Source organism: Aeromonas sp. EU05-FHT14A05 (genome assembly GCF_058791175.1).
Map to the genome: position 1 here is coordinate 65,736 of NZ_JBYTDH010000007.1, position 18,559 is coordinate 84,294.

General features: G+C 55.5%; 19 protein-coding genes and 1 tRNA gene. 12 read left to right on the forward strand and 8 right to left on the reverse strand.

All coding sequences use genetic code 11. The features are described from left to right. From AC3WR3_RS11845 to AC3WR3_RS11885, 9 genes are all read left to right on the forward strand, one after another. Positions 1 to 942, forward strand: a complete 942-nt coding sequence (locus AC3WR3_RS11845) for a DUF6387 family protein (RefSeq protein ID WP_492291937.1) — start codon at positions 1 to 3, stop codon at positions 940 to 942. Between the two features lie 98 nt (positions 943 to 1,040). Further along, positions 1,041 to 1,271, forward strand: a complete 231-nt coding sequence (locus AC3WR3_RS11850; protein ID WP_124250538.1) for a helix-turn-helix domain-containing protein — start codon at positions 1,041 to 1,043, stop codon at positions 1,269 to 1,271. Between the two features lie 17 nt (positions 1,272 to 1,288). Then, the gene (locus tag AC3WR3_RS11855) at positions 1,289 to 1,609 is read left to right on the forward strand and encodes an ogr/Delta-like zinc finger family protein (RefSeq protein ID WP_492291938.1); all 321 of its coding nucleotides are present in this window, start codon (positions 1,289 to 1,291) and stop codon (positions 1,607 to 1,609) included. Then, a complete protein-coding gene (locus tag AC3WR3_RS11860) occupies positions 1,606 to 2,250 on the forward strand; it encodes a GPO family capsid scaffolding protein (protein WP_492291939.1) in 645 nt (214 codons plus the stop codon). Before AC3WR3_RS11855 ends, AC3WR3_RS11860 begins: the two co-directional genes overlap by 4 nt. 13 nt (positions 2,251 to 2,263) lie before the next feature. After that, positions 2,264 to 3,229, forward strand: a complete 966-nt coding sequence (locus AC3WR3_RS11865) for a P2 family phage major capsid protein (protein ID WP_492291940.1) — start codon at positions 2,264 to 2,266, stop codon at positions 3,227 to 3,229. A gap of 4 nt (positions 3,230 to 3,233) precedes the next feature. Next, positions 3,234 to 3,944 carry a hypothetical protein gene (locus tag AC3WR3_RS11870; RefSeq protein ID WP_492291941.1) on the forward strand — a complete coding sequence of 237 codons (711 nt, stop codon included), beginning with the start codon at positions 3,234 to 3,236 and terminating at the stop codon, positions 3,942 to 3,944. A gap of 387 nt (positions 3,945 to 4,331) precedes the next feature. Further along, positions 4,332 to 4,499 (forward strand): host cell division inhibitor Icd-like protein, encoded by a 168-nt coding sequence (locus AC3WR3_RS11875; RefSeq protein ID WP_234781341.1) that lies wholly within the window; start codon positions 4,332 to 4,334, stop codon positions 4,497 to 4,499. Further along, positions 4,496 to 4,747, forward strand: a complete 252-nt coding sequence (locus tag AC3WR3_RS11880) for a hypothetical protein (protein ID WP_492291942.1) — start codon at positions 4,496 to 4,498, stop codon at positions 4,745 to 4,747. The genes AC3WR3_RS11875 and AC3WR3_RS11880 overlap by 4 nt, the downstream gene beginning before the upstream one ends. Next, positions 4,744 to 7,461, forward strand: coding sequence for a DUF927 domain-containing protein (locus AC3WR3_RS11885; protein WP_492291943.1), 2,718 nt, complete (start codon positions 4,744 to 4,746; stop codon positions 7,459 to 7,461). Before AC3WR3_RS11880 ends, AC3WR3_RS11885 begins: the two co-directional genes overlap by 4 nt. A gap of 43 nt (positions 7,462 to 7,504) precedes the next feature. Here the strand turns inward: AC3WR3_RS11885 and AC3WR3_RS11890 are convergent, their stop codons facing one another. Beyond that, the gene (locus AC3WR3_RS11890; RefSeq protein ID WP_492291944.1) at positions 7,505 to 8,044 is read right to left on the reverse strand and encodes a YfbU family protein; all 540 of its coding nucleotides are present in this window, start codon (positions 8,042 to 8,044) and stop codon (positions 7,505 to 7,507) included. 165 nt (positions 8,045 to 8,209) lie between these two features. Here AC3WR3_RS11890 and AC3WR3_RS11895 point away from each other — a divergent pair, with 165 nt between their 5' ends. Next, positions 8,210 to 8,791: a DUF6338 family protein gene (locus AC3WR3_RS11895; protein ID WP_492291945.1), complete on the forward strand. Its 582-nt coding sequence runs from the start codon at positions 8,210 to 8,212 to the stop codon at positions 8,789 to 8,791. An 11-nt stretch (positions 8,792 to 8,802) separates the two neighbouring features. Continuing rightward, the gene (locus tag AC3WR3_RS11900) at positions 8,803 to 8,946 is read left to right on the forward strand and encodes a hypothetical protein (protein WP_492291946.1); all 144 of its coding nucleotides are present in this window, start codon (positions 8,803 to 8,805) and stop codon (positions 8,944 to 8,946) included. Between the two features lie 1,352 nt (positions 8,947 to 10,298). Here the strand turns inward: AC3WR3_RS11900 and AC3WR3_RS11905 are convergent. From AC3WR3_RS11905 to rpsU, 5 genes are all read right to left on the reverse strand, one after another. Beyond that, a tRNA-Ile gene (locus AC3WR3_RS11905) sits at positions 10,299 to 10,375 on the reverse strand. 178 nt (positions 10,376 to 10,553) lie between these two features. Then, positions 10,554 to 12,449 (reverse strand): RNA polymerase sigma factor RpoD, encoded by a 1,896-nt coding sequence (rpoD, locus tag AC3WR3_RS11910; RefSeq protein ID WP_305730020.1) that lies wholly within the window; start codon positions 12,447 to 12,449, stop codon positions 10,554 to 10,556. Positions 12,450 to 12,632: 183 nt separating this feature from the next. Next, positions 12,633 to 14,420: a DNA primase gene (gene dnaG, locus AC3WR3_RS11915; protein WP_492291947.1), complete on the reverse strand. Its 1,788-nt coding sequence runs from the start codon at positions 14,418 to 14,420 to the stop codon at positions 12,633 to 12,635. An 88-nt stretch (positions 14,421 to 14,508) separates the two neighbouring features. After that, entirely contained in the window at positions 14,509 to 14,952 is a 444-nt protein-coding gene (locus AC3WR3_RS11920; RefSeq protein WP_202047197.1) for a GatB/YqeY domain-containing protein, read from the reverse strand. A 15-nt stretch (positions 14,953 to 14,967) separates the two neighbouring features. After that, a complete protein-coding gene (gene rpsU, locus AC3WR3_RS11925) occupies positions 14,968 to 15,183 on the reverse strand; it encodes a 30S ribosomal protein S21 (RefSeq protein WP_005309452.1) in 216 nt (71 codons plus the stop codon). 179 nt (positions 15,184 to 15,362) lie between these two features. Here rpsU and tsaD point away from each other — a divergent pair, with 179 nt between their 5' ends. Then, positions 15,363 to 16,376: a tRNA (adenosine(37)-N6)-threonylcarbamoyltransferase complex transferase subunit TsaD gene (gene tsaD, locus AC3WR3_RS11930; protein ID WP_492291948.1), complete on the forward strand. Its 1,014-nt coding sequence runs from the start codon at positions 15,363 to 15,365 to the stop codon at positions 16,374 to 16,376. A gap of 87 nt (positions 16,377 to 16,463) precedes the next feature. On the opposite strand, the gene rpoS is transcribed toward tsaD, so the two are convergent. Next, positions 16,464 to 17,447, reverse strand: coding sequence for an RNA polymerase sigma factor RpoS (gene rpoS / locus AC3WR3_RS11935; protein WP_043131996.1), 984 nt, complete (start codon positions 17,445 to 17,447; stop codon positions 16,464 to 16,466). A gap of 46 nt (positions 17,448 to 17,493) precedes the next feature. After that, positions 17,494 to 18,558: a LysM peptidoglycan-binding domain-containing protein gene (locus AC3WR3_RS11940; RefSeq protein ID WP_265435115.1), complete on the reverse strand. Its 1,065-nt coding sequence runs from the start codon at positions 18,556 to 18,558 to the stop codon at positions 17,494 to 17,496. Position 18,559 lies beyond the last annotated feature (1 nt).

The window sequence follows — 18,559 nt, forward strand, 5'->3', positions numbered from 1 at the left end:
ATGAGTATGATTGTGGATATTGACGATCTGATTCGCCATGCAGAGAATAACGGCGACAATAAAGAACACAAAGAAAACTTTTTAAAGATTTATGCGTCTGGGAAGTACGAAAAGGTGAGTGACCTTAGCGCCTTTGATTTTATTGAACAGTTGCGCATAAGGGCTGATGTTATGGAAATGCTTAATATTGGCTCCCCCTGCTTGCCCCATTACCTGCCTAATTGGTTAGCGGTATATTTATCTGATGATATTTATATCTCTGAGCCAGAGGGATTACTTGTAGATGTGTCCGCGATGTTATCACCTGAAGCTAAAGTGGAAATGGTAGAGAGCGAGTTTTCATATAATCTTGATAGTCCTGGCGATAAGTTGTCCTCACTCAATAGCATCAACCCTGTGAGCGTTCGAACTATCATTGCCATGGCAGAGATAGCAAAGCGTGATGGTTTTAATAGCAATGACTCTTACAGCTACAGGATGCCACAAATGCCTTTAGCAACGTTGCTTTCTGAGGCATACAAAGAAAGCATGCCAAAGCTAGTAGCCATAAACGTCAATATTGAGGATTTTTCCGACAAGGAAATTTTAGATGACATGGCAACATTACTTAAAATGTGGCGTAATGAACTATCCATTCACCAAGAGGACGATTGCAAAGGCATTAGCTCAAATTCTCTAAGGAAGGCCATCAACAATAAATACCTCCCGTTATTAGATGGCATGATTGCAAATAAAATATTTAATGGTGCAGTGAGTGACACAACAATTTTGGATGTTCTCTATCCATCGCTTGATATTGAGCTGGATGCGCTGAGGAAAACATACAAACACCAAGCGATGAAGTTTGCTGATGTGCGTCATGTCTCAGCTTGGAAGCGGGCCCTGACTAAATCTGGAGTGGAACATCTAACAATAAAAGAGGCGATAGCAAAAAAATTCTAATATCGCAAGGGTTGTTTACTGCTTGCCAGTTATACCTTAACTCCTAATGCCCCCCCAGAGAAAATCAGCACCATCAAAGCAATACTGGGGGTGCCAAGATGAAATCCGCAATAAACCAGAACACTCCGCAACGCCTCACTCGCCGCGAGGCTGCCGCCTACCTTGGATTGTCTGAGAAGACCCTAGGGGTCTGGGCCAGCAATGGCCGCTATGAGATCCCTTACTACAAGCTCGGCAACCGAACCCTCTACGAACGCGCCGATCTCGATGCGTTCCTCGCCTCCCGCAAGATGCTGCATTCCAGCAAACCCGCGAACCCCATCCAATAACCTTGGAGGTATTCACTATGCGCGTGATGTGCACCGAGTGCGGCCAACTGGGCCGCATCACCAAGACCAACCGCATGACTGCGGGGGTCGCCAACCTCTATTGCCAATGCACCGACGCCAGTTGCGGCCACTCCTGGGTGTCCACGCTGGCCTATAGCCACACCCTAAGCCCATCCGCCAAGCGGGCCAGTGACATGGCCATGAATCTGGCGCGGGGCCTGTCGCCGGAGGCGCACGGCTCGCTGTGCCATAGCGTGAACGAGCGCCAGCAACAGCTGAACATGCTGGCCGCGCAAGAGCTGGATAAACCAGTGGTGACCTTGCGGAGGGCAGTATGAGCAGTCAGGTGAAAACAGGCTGGATCTGTATCGCCACGGCGGGCCCTACCCTGGACGGGCGCAACATCAGCCCCGAATCCTTGCGCCAGATGGCCGAGGTTTACGACCCGAGTTTCTATGTCGCCAAGCTCTGGCCGGAGGGCGCTCGCACTCGCCCCCTTGGGCATGTGGATGCGTTGAAGGTGCAAGAGGAAGGCAGTCAGCTCAAGCTGCTGGCGGTGCTGTGCCCCACCCTGGAGCTGATTGACCTCAACAGCAACGGCACCCATGGCTTTTGCACCATTGAGGCGGCCGAGAACTTTGCAGGCACGGGCAAATGGTATCTGGCTGGGGTCACGGTCACTGACCAACCTTGCCTAACGGGGCTCACCCAGTTGCAGTTTCGCGCCAAGCCGCCCAGTGCCCGCCCGTTGCTGGTGCCAGCTTCATTCCCTGCACCGATGCCTGCACCTGCCAAAGCAGCGTCCCAACCACTCAATCCTGAGCAGATGTTTAGCCAGCTAGAGGCCCTGTCTGCCGGACTGACCGCGCTTAACCAAAAACTGGACAGTTTTGCCCCATATCGCCCCGACCAAGCCCGTGATCCCATCTCTGGCCATCGTGACGACCCCACGCACGCCAACCATTACCAGATTTACTAAGGAGCCCTGCCCGATGAACTTATCTGACCTGCTGCACGATGTGCGCCTGAGTTTTACCCCTGCGTCCCAAGCCAGCTTTGGCAACCTGGACGAGGCCACAAGCATGGCCCTGACCGCCGCCATCGTGCAGGCCGTTCCGTTTCTGTGGATGGTGTCCATTCAGGGGGTCGATGACCACACCGCTCCCCGCTTTGACCCGCTCAAGCCAGGGCTGCGCAGTGGCCGCAAGGCACAAGGGCGCTTCCTGGTGCCCGCAAGCCCGAGCAAGCGCCAACATGAATTCGAAGAGCTGGACAGCAGCGTTATTTGGACATGGCAGCAACTGGCCCAGATGTTGGCGGGGCTCGACCAGCGCCAAGCTAACAACCTGCTCGAAGAGCTGGCACTCGCCGCCTTTGGGGATGACCTGATACGGGTCGGTTTCCATGGCCAAACCGCCGCCGTCAATACCGACCCCGAGGCCAACCCGAACGGGGAAGACGTCATGATGGGCTGGCCCGCACTGGCCAAGGCCGCCGACCCCGAAGGACTGCGGGTGCTGCGCGATGTGGTCACGTTCGACCCGAGCGGCCAGGGCGACTTTGCCGACCTGGATGCCATGGTGTATGCCCTGATTGAGAAACTGCCGGAGAGTTACCGCCAAGACCCGCGCTTAATCGTGATGGTCGGCGGCGACCTGCTGCGGGCTCACCAGAAAGCCTATCTCAAGCCAGGGCAGGTACGGGACAAGCAGCAGCGCATGAAGATTGCCGACCTACCCTTTATCTCGCACCAGCACATGCCTGGAAACTACCTCGCCATCACCCTGGTGGAGAACCTGCAAGTGCTCACCGTCAACCTCACCCACCGCCTCAATGCAGGGGACATTGACGACCTCGCCAGCTGGGGTATCCGCTACAACCGCGCCCAGTCCTACGCCTTGGGCATTCCCACCGCCTACGCCGCCTTTGATGCCATCACCATTGCCACCCAGGAGTAACCCGATGCAACAGACCACTTTGCAGACCGTGCCGACCGCCCCCGCCGCCACCCGTGCCAGCCGCCTGGATGAGCATGTGGCCCTGTTCCAAAGCGAGCACGCCAAGCTGATGGAGCTGGACAAGGAGGTGTTAACCCTGCGTGAGCAACGAAAAGCCATGCTAGCCCAGATACCCGCCGCCAAGGCCCGCCGTGAAGAGTTGCGCCAGGGACGTATTAACCAACTGATGGGCGGCGTGGTGTCGCTGGAAGCGGCGCGGGAATATCGCGAGCTGACCGAGCTGCTCGACGATGCCAATGCGGCGGCCATCTTGTCTGAGCAGCAAGAGAGGCGCTTGGCCATCCCGCTCTATCAGGTACAGCTAGCCGTCAACAGTGCCCAAAGCATGGTCGCCGGAGGCTATGAAAGTTACCTCGACCACAAGCTGACTCCCGCAATTCTGGCACCGCTCAAGCAACAGCTAGCCGAGCTGGCTGCCTTGGCCCGAGCCAAGGGCTGCATCATCGGTCAGGAAGGGGCGCGCCGCTGGGCGATGAACGAGTTAGGCACTGCGCTCAAGGAGGCCATGAGCGGCGAGCAGGTCGAGCTGGAGGGCGACAACCCCGCCGCCCGCGAGGTGTTGGGCACCTCGACCCGCCCGCAAGCGGCTGACCTGCTGGCCCTGTGTGACAGTCCAGGCAAACGCCAATGCCTGCAACGGGAGTTGGAGGAGTAACCGCCCAGAAAAACAAAAGGGAGCCTGCCAGGGCTCCCTATTTGCTTACCCCACCCCCAAATCCAGAGGAGCAAGCCCATGCACCATAGCAAAGCCCCTGATCCCCGGCAAGAGTTGCATCCACGGATCAATTCGGATAGCCTTCAGGTCACCAAGGGCTTAGACACCCCTTGGTATGGCTGGCGGATTAGACACCCGCAGGCAATGACTAAACCAAGGACAATTTGCACCATTTCCCCCATCTTTGGCCTCATGCCGGAGATCTATCCTTTTTTGGGGGCATGGGTCGGGAGCCAAAGAAAACGCCCCCACTGTGCCTTCCTTGGTTTGGCACTGTCTTGCGGCTACCCGATCCGCCTTGGTCTACCAAAACCAAGGACTGCAATCATGATCTTCACCTTCCTGATCGCCACTCATGGCAGGGTCTCTGACCTTCACCGTATACGCACCATTTCTGCCGTCGCTGATACCGAAGCCCAAGCGCGTGCCAATCTTCCTGGTTTGCCGCTCGTGTTTGTTGCCCGTATTCCCTGTGCGAAAAGGGGGCAAGCATGAACATTCACCAACCCCCCTCAAAAGAGCTTACCCGCGTTACTGCTGAACTAGATACGTCAGCGTGTGCCCTTCATACCCTGTCACATTTGTTGTCCGCCAGCGTGGATTGGGAGCGCAAGAGCCGCATCGACCATGAAGAGTTTACCTATGGCCTTTCCGGCCTGCTCAAGGCACTGGCAAAAGACATAGACACCAACTCTTGCCGGATCAGTGAGCTGAATGACCGGCTGCCTGGGGGTGAGTCATGACCTCTATACGGATTGTCTCTGATGTCTCCCTGGCTGCCCGTGGGCAATGGCCCTTTATCCTCGCTGAACTCGGTCTATCAGTTCCCAAGCGTGGCCAACATGGCCCATGCCCAGCCTGTGGTGGCAAAGACCGGTTTCGCCTGGACGATAAGGAGGGGCGAGGCACCTGGATTTGTTCCCAGTGTGGTGCCGGTGATGGCTTAACCCTTCTGGCCAAGGCCACCCACAAGAGTACCAAGGAGGCCGCCCAAGAGGTGGCCACCTTGCTCGGGTTATCCCCAGAAGGTCTGGATGAAAACGAGGTAGCCGCCCGCCGTCAGAATGCCGAGCAGGTAGCAGCCAAAGCCAGACAGGATGAAGAGAAAGCCAAGCGCAAAGCCTGCATCAGGGCTGCCTCAATCATGGGGGATTGCGTGAAGGGCCGTAGCCCCTATCTCTCCCTCAAGCACCTGCCCGACTGGCTGGCAGATACCAATCAGACCCTGATCCGAGAAGCTCGGCACAACTTCCCCCAAGGCTCCCTGGTTATCCCGCTCACGGATGAACATGATCAGCTGGTCAATGTCCAGCTCATCGACCCCCAGGGCGCAAAGCGTTATTTGGCCGGCGGCCAGAAAGCAGGGGCATTTCACCGGTTAACCGGCGGGCTACTGGTAGCAATCTGTGAAGGTTACGCAACGGGGGTCTCTGTCCATTTGGCGACAGGTGCAACCGTCTATTGCGCCATGGATGCAAGCAATCTGCTAGCCGTGGCGGAGATAGCCAAGCGCCGAGAAGGTGCAGCGCCGATCCTGATTGCCGGTGACAACGACGCTCATATTGATGGCAACCCTGGCCAAGCTAAAGCCCAAGAAGCAGCAACAGCGATAGGGGCGCTGATCTGCCTTCCTGGTGAAGCTGGTGACTGGAACGATTACCACCAGGCCCATGGGCTGCTCGATACCAAGAAGGCGATCATGACCTCTTTCGCAGATACCAAGACCCCAGCAGAACAAACACCAGAGACACCAGAACTCCCCGACAACTACAGCATGGGGAAAGATCGCCTCTTCGCCATGGAGTGGCGCGGCAAGGGGGAGGAGGCCGAGCGGGTGCCGGTGCCTATCAGTTCCCCGCTGCATGTCAGGGCGATCACCCACACCGAGCAGGGCCAAGGCTTTGGCCGGTTGCTGGAGTGGCGGGATACCAACGGCAAGATCCGCCGTTGGGCAATGCCCATGCGCATGCTGGTTCACAAAGGCGGGGAGGAGGTATTCGGCCAGCTGGCGGAGAGCGGGCTCAGTTACATCAACATGAGCAAAAAGAACCTGCTGCGCGATTACCTCATGAGCTGCCAGCCGCAAGCCAGGATCACCTGTGTCGAGCGCACTGGTTGGCACAAGCGGGCCTATGTGCTGCCAAATGGCAACTTGGGGCCGGATGCCAACGAGGTGATCCTGCAAACCACCGGTTATGTGAATAACGACTTCACTACATCCGGCTCTTTGGCCGAGTGGCAAGCCCAGGTTGCCGCCCTAGCGGTCGGCAATAGTCGGTTAGCCTTTGCCATGTCGTGTGCCTTTGCTGCTCCCTTGCTATCACTGATCGGGGTAGAGGGGGGAGGGTTCCACCTGAAAGGTGAGAGTACCGATGGCAAGACCACCGTGATGATGGCTGCTGCCAGCGTGTACGGCCCAGAGGCGTTTGCCCATACCTGGCGAGCCACCGGTAACGCGATAGAAGGGATCGCCAGTCGCCGCAATGATGCCTTGCTGTGCCTGGATGAAATCAAGGAGGTGGATGGACGAGAGGCCGGTCTGGTGGCCTATATGCTGGCCAACGGACAGGGCAAGGGGCGAAGCCGCCAGGATGGGGAGCTGCGCGAGCGCAAGCAGTGGCGCTTGCTGTTCCTCTCCACTGGTGAGCTTTCACTGGAAGACCACGCCGAGCAAGCGGGCCAGCGCACCTTTGCCGGTATGGAGATCCGCACTATCCAGATCCCGAGTGATACCGGCAAGCATGGTGCGTTTGAGGAGCTGCACGGCATGGCCGATGGCCGCCAGTTCGCCGATACCTTGCGTGAGCGCCTGCAAGGGCAACACGGCACCGCCTTTCGTGCCTATGTCGAGGCATTGGCCAATGACCTAAACGGGCATAGCGCATGGATGAAGGGCGAGATCCGCCGATTGGTCACGGCCATGACCCCAGAGGGAGCCGGTAATCAGGTAGGGCGAGCCATTAACCGCTTTGCCCTAGTCGCTGCGGCCGGTGAACTGGCCACTCATCTCGGGATCACTGGATGGGCTTTAGGAGAGGCGACCAAAGCTGCACGAATTTGCCTTGAAGCGTGGCTGGCCGACCGTGGCCACTTGGGCAATCAGGAAGACGCCGCGACCCTGCGCCAAATCCGCCAGTTTTTCACCGCTTATCAGTACAGCAGATTTGCGGACTGGGACGATCCTAATCACCGACCTTCGCAGATGGTAGGATATAGAAGAAATGCGAAGATCGGTGATACAGAAGGGGTTACTTTCCTGGTATTGCCAGAAGGATGGAGAGACATAACGAAAGGGAGAGACTATAAAAAAGCCGCAAAATTAGTTCAAAAATGTGGCTGGTTAATAAAAACTAAAGACAATAGAACTCAAGTTACAGTTAGATTGCCTTGTACAGCTAATCGCCCTGCGAAAGTATATGTTTTCTGCGATCTGGTTTTAGCAGAAAGCTCTATATGAAAAATGGCAGAGGGTTGACCGCCCTCTGCCAATATTTCAATAATCAAGCCCTTCTAGCTTGCAATACCCGACTCAACTGTGGCAATGATAGTGGTTGCCCATTATAATTCATCGGTAATTCTTTAAAGACAGCTAGCATTCTTCTATAACCACCGATTGAAGGTGCATGTGAATTAAAATCTCGACCTTCGAACTCATTAAATCGATTCATTTCATTTACAAGGAAATGCACTATACTTAAATAATTGGATTCATTATTTCCATCAAAACCATCGAAGTGTACCCGTGCGCCAAAAGGATCAGCTTCTATGGCCAACTGCTCCCTTTGAGGTTCTGTATATTGTGCGTATGAGCGCTCCAATACAGACCACATATTAAGAACATCACAAACAAATAAAACTTCCTCGGGTGTTTCATCACCATTGTCACCCACAATGCCAGGCATTTCCCAAGTTAATGCCCATGTGTTGTCAGTATAAATTGCTTCTTTTAAAAAGTGTGTATTCACCTCTTTAATACCTAGCTCTTCATGGACATCAGCAAGCATTGTTAGGATCAGTTTCTCTGGATTAGTTAGTTTCATGATCGATGTTTTCCTATATACTTTGTTTTTTTGACCGCACTTAAAGCCTTATCAAACACTGTACAGATAGCATGTATATCAATTTAATTTCGTGACTAGAGTCGCAAACGAGGACCATTATCTATGTTAATTTCTGGTCACACTGGAAGAGTCTAAGGTTGGGATATGGATATATGGGATGAGAATAAAATAGCTATTTTTATTATGTTTTTCATTCCTGGTTTTATCTGCGTGAAAGTATATGGATTAATATACCCATCACAGAGAAAAGATGCAGGATTGCTTTTATATGATGCTGTTACATATAGCTGTATCAACTATGCACTTTGGAGCTGGGCCATATATCTAGTGGAATCTTATGGAGTGCCTCCAATATACAAGGCGGCATTTTATTTTTCTATAATGTTTCTATCGCCAATCTTAATTGTATTTTTATGGAACTACATTCGCTCTCTTACGCTATTTAAAAAAATAATATGCCATCCATCTGAAAGTGCATGGGACTTCGTTTTCTCTCAACGAAAAAGATACTGGATTGAGGTTTGTTTAAAAGATAAAACCATCATTGCCGGGTATTATGGTGGTAACTCTTTCGCTTCAAGCGCACCAGAGAATGAGCATATTTATCTAGAACAGCGATGGATGATTGATTCAGATGGTGTATTCGAGAGAAAAGTGGAGCGTTCCGCAGGAGTGATCATCCTCCATAGTGAAATTAGCCACATCGAATTTCGTGAAGAAAACTAACGGAGATAAAAATGAAAGATAAGCAAAGAGCACCAAAAACACCAAGTCAATCAAATGATAAACACTATCAACCTAATAGCAAAGAACAGCGTGGAGGCTATCAGCCCCCCTCAGGTTCAGGAAGTGGTCCAACAAATCCGCCAGGAAAAAAATGATAGATTATTACCGAAGTAATTAAAAATTGGGGAGTGGTCACACTCCCCATATTAATCAACTCTAAATTGTATGAGAAGTCATCAGCTATAGGCCCTAACATCAAACTACACCCCCGTTTAACGCTCTCCGTGGCATATTGTCTACAAAATCCGCGCTCATCCGCTCCCGCCTACGTGCTGTATATATCATCTATTTTGCAAAAACCTAGGGTTTGAAAAACAAGACGGTTTGAACGTGCCAAGCAGCAAGAGCTGTATCATCAACAACACCCTGCTGGGCTACTAAGAGAACCCACAGCCAAGCTCAGAGCTTACATACCTCCACGCAGCGTCTAGGCCCGCGGAAAGAGCCACGGACAGAGCTACGTCACGGAATCCGCGCTCATCCGCTCCCGCCTGCGGGTCGCGTTGAGAAAATTTTTTGCAGAAATGGATTACCGCAGTTTCCTAGCTCTAGGCCGCGCCGCTCTTGGGGGGTGGGGGCTTGGGAGGAACTGCACGAAGTGAAAGGAATTTCAGTTTTTTGCAAAAATGCGCCGCATTAGCAGGCCAGACGTAAAACTTAACCATCTGATTTATATATAAAAACTGTACTTTCCGTGGCCGTTTCGCTATTGCCCAGATTTTTCAGTTTGCCGACTGGAATCACCTCTTTTCATTTAAAAACAATGACCTATGTGTATTTCTCAGATTTATAAGATCTGAAAAATTTCAGTTTTCCACCTAACCCACCAGAAGGCCGTATACGGCCGCTAAACGCGTCCTGGCCTTCACTGGGGGCAAGGCATGCCCTCATGCTGGGAATGAGGGCATGGGGTGATAGAGGCGCTGACCAGAGGTGGCTATTTGATGGGGGAGGAACCGGCGGGTTTCTCCAGGGGTTACATGGCAAGTCGTGGGACGCTGAGATTTGTAACCTCACGGGGTTACAGGTTACAGCGTCAAGAAAAATGGCTACAGCCCGCACCAGACAAGGGCTACAGGCTTGTAACCTCATGCCTCTTTCTGTGCGTGTAACCTCTATTCGCTTTTTGTGCCCTGAGTGGGGTTACAGCTCAAAGCCGCGCCAGTACTGGGCTAGAGCCGAGTTGTAACCTCGTAACCCGTGTAACCCCGTTTTTTTCGATATATAGAGATAGAAAAGGGAAATCTGGGGAGGAGAAAAAATTTTAGCGATGGTTCTCAAAAGAGAACATTTCGAAGAGGCTGATCATTTTTCTTCCTGGTGGAGAAAAATTTTTTGGAGTGGCAGGAGAGTAATTTTAGAGTGGTTACTCTACAGGCTGAGATATCCTATAGGTATCCTAGAGAGAAGAGGGTTGGCGAGCACTAACTCGCCAACCCTCTGAAATTGGTGGCCCCTGCCCGACTTGAACGGGCGACCAATCGATTATGAGTCGACTGCTCTAACCAACTGAGCTAAGGGGCCAGAATCTTGGTTTTGCGGCGTGGATTATAGGGGATGCGAGATAAGCCGTCCATAGGCAGATCAACCACTTGGCGAGTTTTTGTCCACTAATCCGCTAATCTTTTGCACCCAGGCTGCCGGATAAAACAAAGCCCCGCATGGCGGGGCTTTTGAGACAAGTTCAGGCGGCGCCTCAGGACTATTCGTCCAGGAAGCTGCGCAGCACTTCCGAGCGGCTCGGGTGGCGCAGTTTGCGCAGTGCCTTGGCTTCGATCTGACGAATACGCTCACGGGTGACGTCGAACTGCTTGCCCACTTCCTCGAGGGTGTGGTCAGTGTTCATGTCGATACCGAAACGCATCCGCAGCACCTTGGCTTCGCGGGCGGTCAGACCGGCCAGCACTTCGCGGGTGGCGTTGCGCAGGCTCTCGCTGGTCGCCGCATCCGCCGGCAGGGCGAGCGTGGTATCTTCGATGAAGTCGCCCAAGTGGGAGTCTTCATCATCACCGATGGGCGTCTCCATGGAGATGGGCTCCTTGGCGATTTTCAGTACCTTGCGGATCTTGTCTTCCGGCATGCCCATGCGCATGGCCAGCTCTTCCGGGTTCGGTTCACGACCCATCTCCTGCAGCATCTGGCGGGAGATACGGTTGAGCTTGTTGATGGTCTCGATCATGTGCACCGGGATACGGATGGTACGGGCCTGATCCGCGATTGAGCGGGTAATGGCCTGACGGATCCACCAAGTCGCATAGGTCGAGAACTTGTAGCCACGACGGTATTCAAACTTGTCTACCGCCTTCATCAGACCGATGTTGCCCTCCTGGATCAGATCCAGGAACTGCAGACCACGGTTGGTGTACTTCTTGGCGATGGAAATAACCAGACGCAGGTTGGCCTCGACCATCTCTTTCTTGGCGCGGCGGGCCTTGGCCTCACCGATGCTCATGCGACGGTTGATGTCCTTGATCTGGGCGATGGACAGACCGGTCTCTTCCTCGATCTGCTGCAGCTTGCCGATGGCGCGCAGCACATCTTCGTCCATCTCCACCAGACGCGGTGACCAAGCCTTGCCGGCCTGCTTCTGGTATTCAAACCAGGCAGTTTCGCACTCGTTGTTGGTGAAGGCCGCGACGAAGGTCTTCTTCGGCATCTTGGCCTGCTCAACGCAGAGCTTCATGATGATGCGTTCCTGCACGCGAACCCGCTCCATCATCTCCCGCATGTTGTTGACCAGGCGATCGAACTGCTTGGGCATCAGGCGGAATTGACGGAACACATCGGCCAGCTGGGCGATGGCAGCCTGGGTGTCGTCGTGGGCGCGACCATTCTTCTGGATGGAGAGACGGGTGACTTCGTACTGGGCACGCAGCTCGCCGAACTTCTCGCGGGCGACTTCCGGATCCGGACCACCGTCCCCGTCGTCGTCGGAGCTGTCGCCGTCTTCGTCTTCATCCTCGTCTTCATCTTCGTCTTCGTCAGCGAGATCGTCTTCACTGAGTTCGGAGCCGATGTGAGTGGCGGTCGGCGCCACGTCGTCCGCTTCATTCGGATCGATAAAGCCGGAGATGATGTCGGACAGACGCAGTTGCTCGGCTTCGTATTTGTCGTACTGTTCGAGCAGGTAAGTGATGGCTTCAGGGTACTCGGCAACAGAGCTTTGTACCTGATTGATACCGTCCTCGATCCGTTTGGCGATGTCGATTTCGCCTTCACGGGTCAGCAGTTCGACGGTACCCATTTCCCGCATGTACATGCGGACGGGATCGGTCGTGCGACCAATCTCAGATTCAACAGATGCCAGAGCCTGGGCCGCTGCTTCGGCAGCGTCCTCATCGGCGGTACCACCTTCGGCCATGATAAGATCATCGGCGTCCGGGGCGTTTTCCACTACCTGGATCCCCATATCGTTGATCATCTGGATGATGTCTTCGATCTGGTCAGAGTCGACAATGTCTTGCGGGAGGTGATCGTTCACCTCGGCATAGGTCAGGTAGCCCTGTTCTTTACCTTTGGCAACGAGGAGTTTAAGCTGAGACTGCGGGGTTTGCTCCATAGAACTCATCCGGTTGGTGTTGCTAGGTTGCGCGTACAGTGCGCTGCTGCGCAAATAGCCAATTCTAATAGAAAACCGCCAGACATGCTATGTCTGGTTGCGGCGTCGGTCATGAGAAACCCCTGCCCGCAGTATTGTCGGGGCCAGGCGGTTATAAAATGTTTGCTTTTAATCCCGTCGATTCGGGCAACGGTATTCATATTGGGACTAATCACTCAAATATCAAGCCCCGCTCTCATTTCTTTTCTCAATCTGTACCTCTCTGATCAGCATCATCAGCTCTTGTGTTTCCTCAGAGCTTAGCCCTTCCTGAGCCACCTTGGCCTGCAATTCTTCGATTCGTTGCTTCAGAAACTGGTTGATGAAACCGACGAAGGTATCCTGCAATTCTCCCAGAATATCCGGCTCCTGGTCGAGCTTGATCTCTTCAAACAGGTCGTGCATGGCTAGCTGAGCCAGGATTTCCCCCTCCTTGGTGCCGCGCCAGTGCTCCAGCAGGATGCCGGTAGTGATCCCTGGTTGAGTCAGGATCTGCTGATGCAGTTGCAACAGGAACTTGATGCCCTGCACCCGCAGCCCGGCCAGTTCCGGCATGGCCGGCAGTTCAGCCGTCACCGCCGGATATTGCACCATCAGAGCCAGTGCCCGGCGAATGGGGGTCAGTTTGGCGGCCTTGGGCTTGCTGACTTCCCCCTTGGGCTGGCTATTGCGGGCAAACAGCTCGGCGATCCGCTGCTTGTTCTCCCCCCAACGCATCATGCTGGAGAGCCGGGTGATCAATCCTTCTCGGGTAAATCCCTCCGGCACGCGGCGGATCAGTTCGGCAGCCTTGTTGGCCACTTCAAACTTGCCCGCCTCGCCAGAGAGGGCGGCATCACGCCCGAGACGCTCGAACATGAAATCGGCGAAGGGCTGGGCCTCGTCCAGCAAGGCCTCAAACCCCTCCTTGCCGATCTGGCGGACCAGAGAGTCGGGATCCTCCCCATCGGGCAGGAACACGAATTTGAGTTCGCGCCCGTCCTGCAGATGGGAGAGTGCGTTGTCCAGCGCCCGCCAGGCCGCCTCACGACCGGCGTTGTCGCCATCGTAACAGCAGACCACCTCGGCCGTGGTGCGAAACAGGGTGTGGATATGGTCGCTGGTAGTGGCGGTGCCCAGCGCGGCCACCGCATAGTCGATGTCGTACTGACCGAGCGCCACCACATCCATGTAGCCTTCCACCACTAGGATCCGGCGAGGATCCTTGTGTGCCTGCTTCACCTCGTAGAGGCCAAACAGTTCACGTCCCTTGTGGAAGATGGGGGTTTCAGGGGAGTTCAGGTACTTGGGAGTGCCATCCCCCAGCACCCGGCCACCGAAGCCGATGACCCGACCCCGCTTGTCGCGGATGGGGAACATGATGCGATCGCGGAAACGATCATAGCTGCCAGGACCGCTGTCTCGGGGGATCAACATGCCGCCGGAGATAAGCAACTGCTCGTGATCCCGGCTGGTCCCGAAATGGCGCCTCACCTGATCCCAGTCTCCCGGGGCATAACCTATGTTGAAGTGCTTGACCACTTCCCCGGTCAGGCCACGCCCTTTGAGGTACTCCACCGCATGGGGAGCGCTCTTCAGGTTGCTTTCGTAGAAGCGGGCGATCTGGTTCATCAGCTCAAAGAGATCCTTGCTGACGGCGGGTTGGGCACTGCCTGTACCGCCCAGGCTCTGCTCGCGAGGCACCTGCATGCCCTGCATGCTGGCGAGCTCTTCGATGGCGTCCGGGAATTCGAGTCCGTCGTACTCCATGACAAAGCCGATGGCATTGCCGTGAGCACCGCAACCGAAGCAGTGGTAGAACTGCTTCTCCTGACTGACGGTGAAAGAGGGGCTTTTTTCGTTATGAAAAGGACAACAAGCCTGATAGTTCTTGCCGGCCTTCTTCAGCCGCACTCGCGAGTCGATCAGCTCGACTATGTCTGTGCGTACGAGCAGATCATCGATAAAGGATTGTGGGATCCTGCCTGCCATAACCGTCCTGTTTCACTGCAGAGAAAATAAAAAAGCCGCGCATTCACAGGGAAGCACGGCTTCTTTCGACTAACAAGAGAAATGCCTGTTACGCCAAGCGGGTTTTCACCTGAGCACTGACGGCGCCGACATCGGCACGCCCCTGAATTTTCGGCTTCAAGACAGCCATGACTTTGCCCATGTCCGCCATGACGGCAGCCCCACTTTCGGTGATGGCTTGCTCGATCAACACGGCAATTTCCTCTGCGGTCAGCTGTTGCGGCAGGAATTCCTGCAGCACCAGGATCTCGGCGGACTCTTTGTCGGCAAGATCCTGACGACCGGCAGCTTCAAATTGGCTGATGGAATCACGGCGCTGTTTGACCATCTTGGTCACGACAGCGAGGATATCCTCATCATTGAGCTCGACACGGGTATCGACTTCACGCTGCTTGATTTCTGCCATCAACAAACGGATCGCTCCCAAGCGGGCCTTGTCTTTGGCCAGCATGGCGAGTTTTTGTTGATCCTTGAGTCGATCCTTCAGAGACACGGCATGATCCCCCGATTAGTACAGGCGGATACGACGTGCGTTTTCGCGGGACAGCTTCTTGGCGTGACGCTTGACGGCAGACGCTTTGGCACGCTTGCGAATGGTAGTCGGCTTCTCGTAGAACTCACGGCTACGAACTTCAGACAGGATACCGGCCTTTTCGCAAGAACGCTTGAAGCGACGCAGAGCAACGTCAAACGGCTCATTTTCACGGACTTTGATTACTGGCATGTGCCTTTCACCTCAGTGATATATGGTTAGCTGACCTTCAATCGATCAGCATGTCTTAAAATGGTGCGAAATTATACTCTGGACAGGGAATGAAAGTAAACCCGCAGAGATCGCTCTGGTTTAAAAAACCCGCGAAGGTTACCATAGCCGTCTCATTTTAGCAGTGAAATTTTTTAGCAATGCGTGTATTGGGCATAGAGACATCCTGTGACGAAACCGGGATCGCGATCTTCGACGATCAAAAAGGGATCCTTTCCCACCAGTTGTACAGCCAGGTCAAGCTGCATGCGGACTACGGTGGCGTCGTCCCCGAGCTCGCCAGCCGGGATCACGTCCGCAAGACGATCCCCTTGATCCAGGCCGCATTGCAAGAGGCGGGACTGGGTAAAGATGACATCGACGGCATCGCCTACACTGCGGGACCGGGTCTGGTTGGCGCCATCCTGGTAGGGGCCACCATAGGCCGCTCCCTCGCCATGGCCTGGGGTAAACCCGCCGTGGCGGTGCACCATATGGAGGGCCACCTGCTGGCCCCCATGCTGGAGGAGCGGGCCCCCGAGTTCCCCTTCGTGGCGCTGCTGGTCTCCGGCGGTCACTCCATGCTGGTGCGGGTCGACGGCATCGGCAGTTATCAGCTGCTGGGGGAATCCATCGACGATGCCGCCGGCGAGGCCTTCGACAAGACCGCCAAGCTGATGGGGCTGGACTACCCGGGCGGTCCCCTGCTCTCCCGTCTGGCCGAGAAGGGCACCACGGGACGCTTCACCTTCCCCCGCCCCATGACCGACAGACCCGGCCTCGACATGAGCTTCTCCGGCCTCAAGACCTTTGCCGCCAACTCCATAGCCGCCAACGGTGACGATGAGCAGACCCGTGCCGATATCGCCCGGGCGTTTGAGGATGCTGTGGTCGACACCCTGGCCATCAAGTGCCGCCGCGCCTTGAAAGAGACCGGGCTCAAGCGCCTGGTGGTGGCCGGGGGCGTCAGCGCCAACCGTCATCTGCGCGCCCAGCTGGCCGAGCTGATGGAGAGCCTCAAGGGCGAGGTGTTCTATCCGCGCACCGAGTATTGCACCGACAACGGCGCCATGATCGCCTATGCCGGCATGCAACGCCTCAAGGCAGGCGTGTTCGAGCCGCTGGTCGTCAAGGCGGTGCCGCGCTGGCCGCTGGATACCCTGGATCCCGTGTGATCCCAAGGATCCTCTCGCAATGAAAAAGGGGCCTCTGGCCCCTTTGTTGTGTCTGTCCTCGGCATAACAGCCGTCGGCTGGTTCGGATCAATTGGTTCTAAACAGGGCCTCGATGGAGAGCCCCTGCCCCAGCAGGATCTCCCGCAGGCGGCGCAATCCCTCGACCTGGATCTGGCGCACCCGCTCCCGGGTCAGACCAATCTCGGCCCCCACGTCTTCGAGCGTCGCCGGCTCGTAACCGAGCAGGCCGAAGCGGCGAGCCAGCACCTCACGCTGCTTGGGATTCAGCTCTTCCAACCAGTGGACTATGCTGCTGCGCATGTCATCTTCCTGGGACTCCAGCTCTGGCCCCATTCCTCGCTCATCGGAGAGGACGTCAAGCAGGGCCTTGTCACGATCGCCGCCGATGGGGGTATCCACCGAGGTGATCTTCTCGTTGAGCTTGAGCATGCGGTTCACATCGTCGACCGAGCGATCCAGCGCGAAGGCGATGTCTTCGGCAGTGGGTTCATGGTCGAGACGATGGGAGAGCTCGCGCGCGGTGCGCAGATAGACGTTCAGCTCCTTGACCACATGGATCGGCAGCCGGATGGTGCGGGTCTGGTTCATGATGGCCCGCTCTATGGTCTGGCGGATCCACCAGGTGGCATAGGTGGAGAAACGGAAGCCGCGCTCCGGGTCGAACTTCTCGACCGCGCGGATGAGACCGAGGTTGCCCTCTTCGATGAGATCCAGCAGCACCAGGCCGCGGTTGTTGTAGCGCCGGGCAATCTTGACCACCAGGCGCAGGTTGGATTCGATCATGCGCTTGCGCGCGGCTTTGTCACCGCGCAAGGCACGACGGGCGTAATAGACTTCCTCTTCGGCGGTGAGCAGGGGGGAGAAGCCGATCTCCCCCAGATAGAGCTGGGTGGCGTCCATCACCTTGTTCAGTTCCGGCACCATGAGCTCATCGGAGATGGTCTCCTCAGCCTCGGCGGCAACCTCCTGAACCTCTTCTTCCTCCTGGGCCTCCAGCTCTTCGTCGAACTCTAACTCTGCATCCTGCATTACCAGTTGTTCTTGGCTCATGATATGTCTCCCTGACCTGAACCAGAGTAAGACCTAGCTCTCTGGGTTAACGCTTTGGCAAGTAGCCCATCGGGTTGATTGACTTGCCTTTGTACCGGATTTCAAAGTGCAGGCGCACATCCGGCGCATCCGTGCTACCCATGTTGGCGATAACGGCTCCGCCTTTGACGGAGTCTCCCTCCCTGACCCTCAACTCGTCGTTGTGGGCGTAAGCAGAGAGATAGTCATCGTTGTGCTTGAGAATAATCAGCTTGCCGTAACCCCTGAGTGCACTGCCCGCGTAGACCACTTTGCCGCCGCTGGCGGCGTAAACGGGCTGGCCCTTCTGGCCGGAGATATCGATGCCCTTGTTGCCCTGTTCCGCAACGGAGAAGCCTTCGACTATCCGTCCCTTAGCTGGCCAATGCCAGGAGAGAGTTGACTGGGAACTGATGTTTTTTTGTTCTTTCGCCTGAGCGTATGCTGTTGACGATGCAGGAGCAATCGTTTTCTGAGCAATAAATGGGGTGGTCGTACCTGCCGGTGCCGTCGCCATGGGTTTGGGTCCTGAGCTGGTCACCGACGGAGTGGTCGCCGCCACCATCTGGCCGCCTGCCGCCGCACTCGCCCCCACGTTGAGCACCTGGCCAACATGGAGCGAATAGGGTGCCTGCAGGTTGTTGCGCTGTGCCAGCGTCTGATTGGAGACGTTGAACTGGCGGCCTATGCTGCTCAGGGTATCGCCACGGCGCACCTCATAGGTGCCGTTGCCGCTTGTGACAGGGCGGCTCATCGCCATGCCGGTGCTGACCACGGCGCCGGAAGAGCCATCCAGCCTGAGCTGCTGGCCCGGATAGATGTTGTAGGGGGGGCTGATCCCGTTGAGGCTGACCAGAGAGGCGACATCCATGCCCGAACGGAATGCGATGGAGTACAGGGTATCCCCCTTCACCACTGTGTAACTGCCACCCTGCATGCCCGAATTGGCCATGTTTTGACGAGTCGGGATGGTCGAGGCAATGGGATCATTGCCGAGACTCTGTACCGGGGCAGCAGTCTTGCTGGAAGAGCAGGCAAGCAGTAGCCATGACAACACGACGACACTACTTCCTTGCCAAACACGCGAACGCATA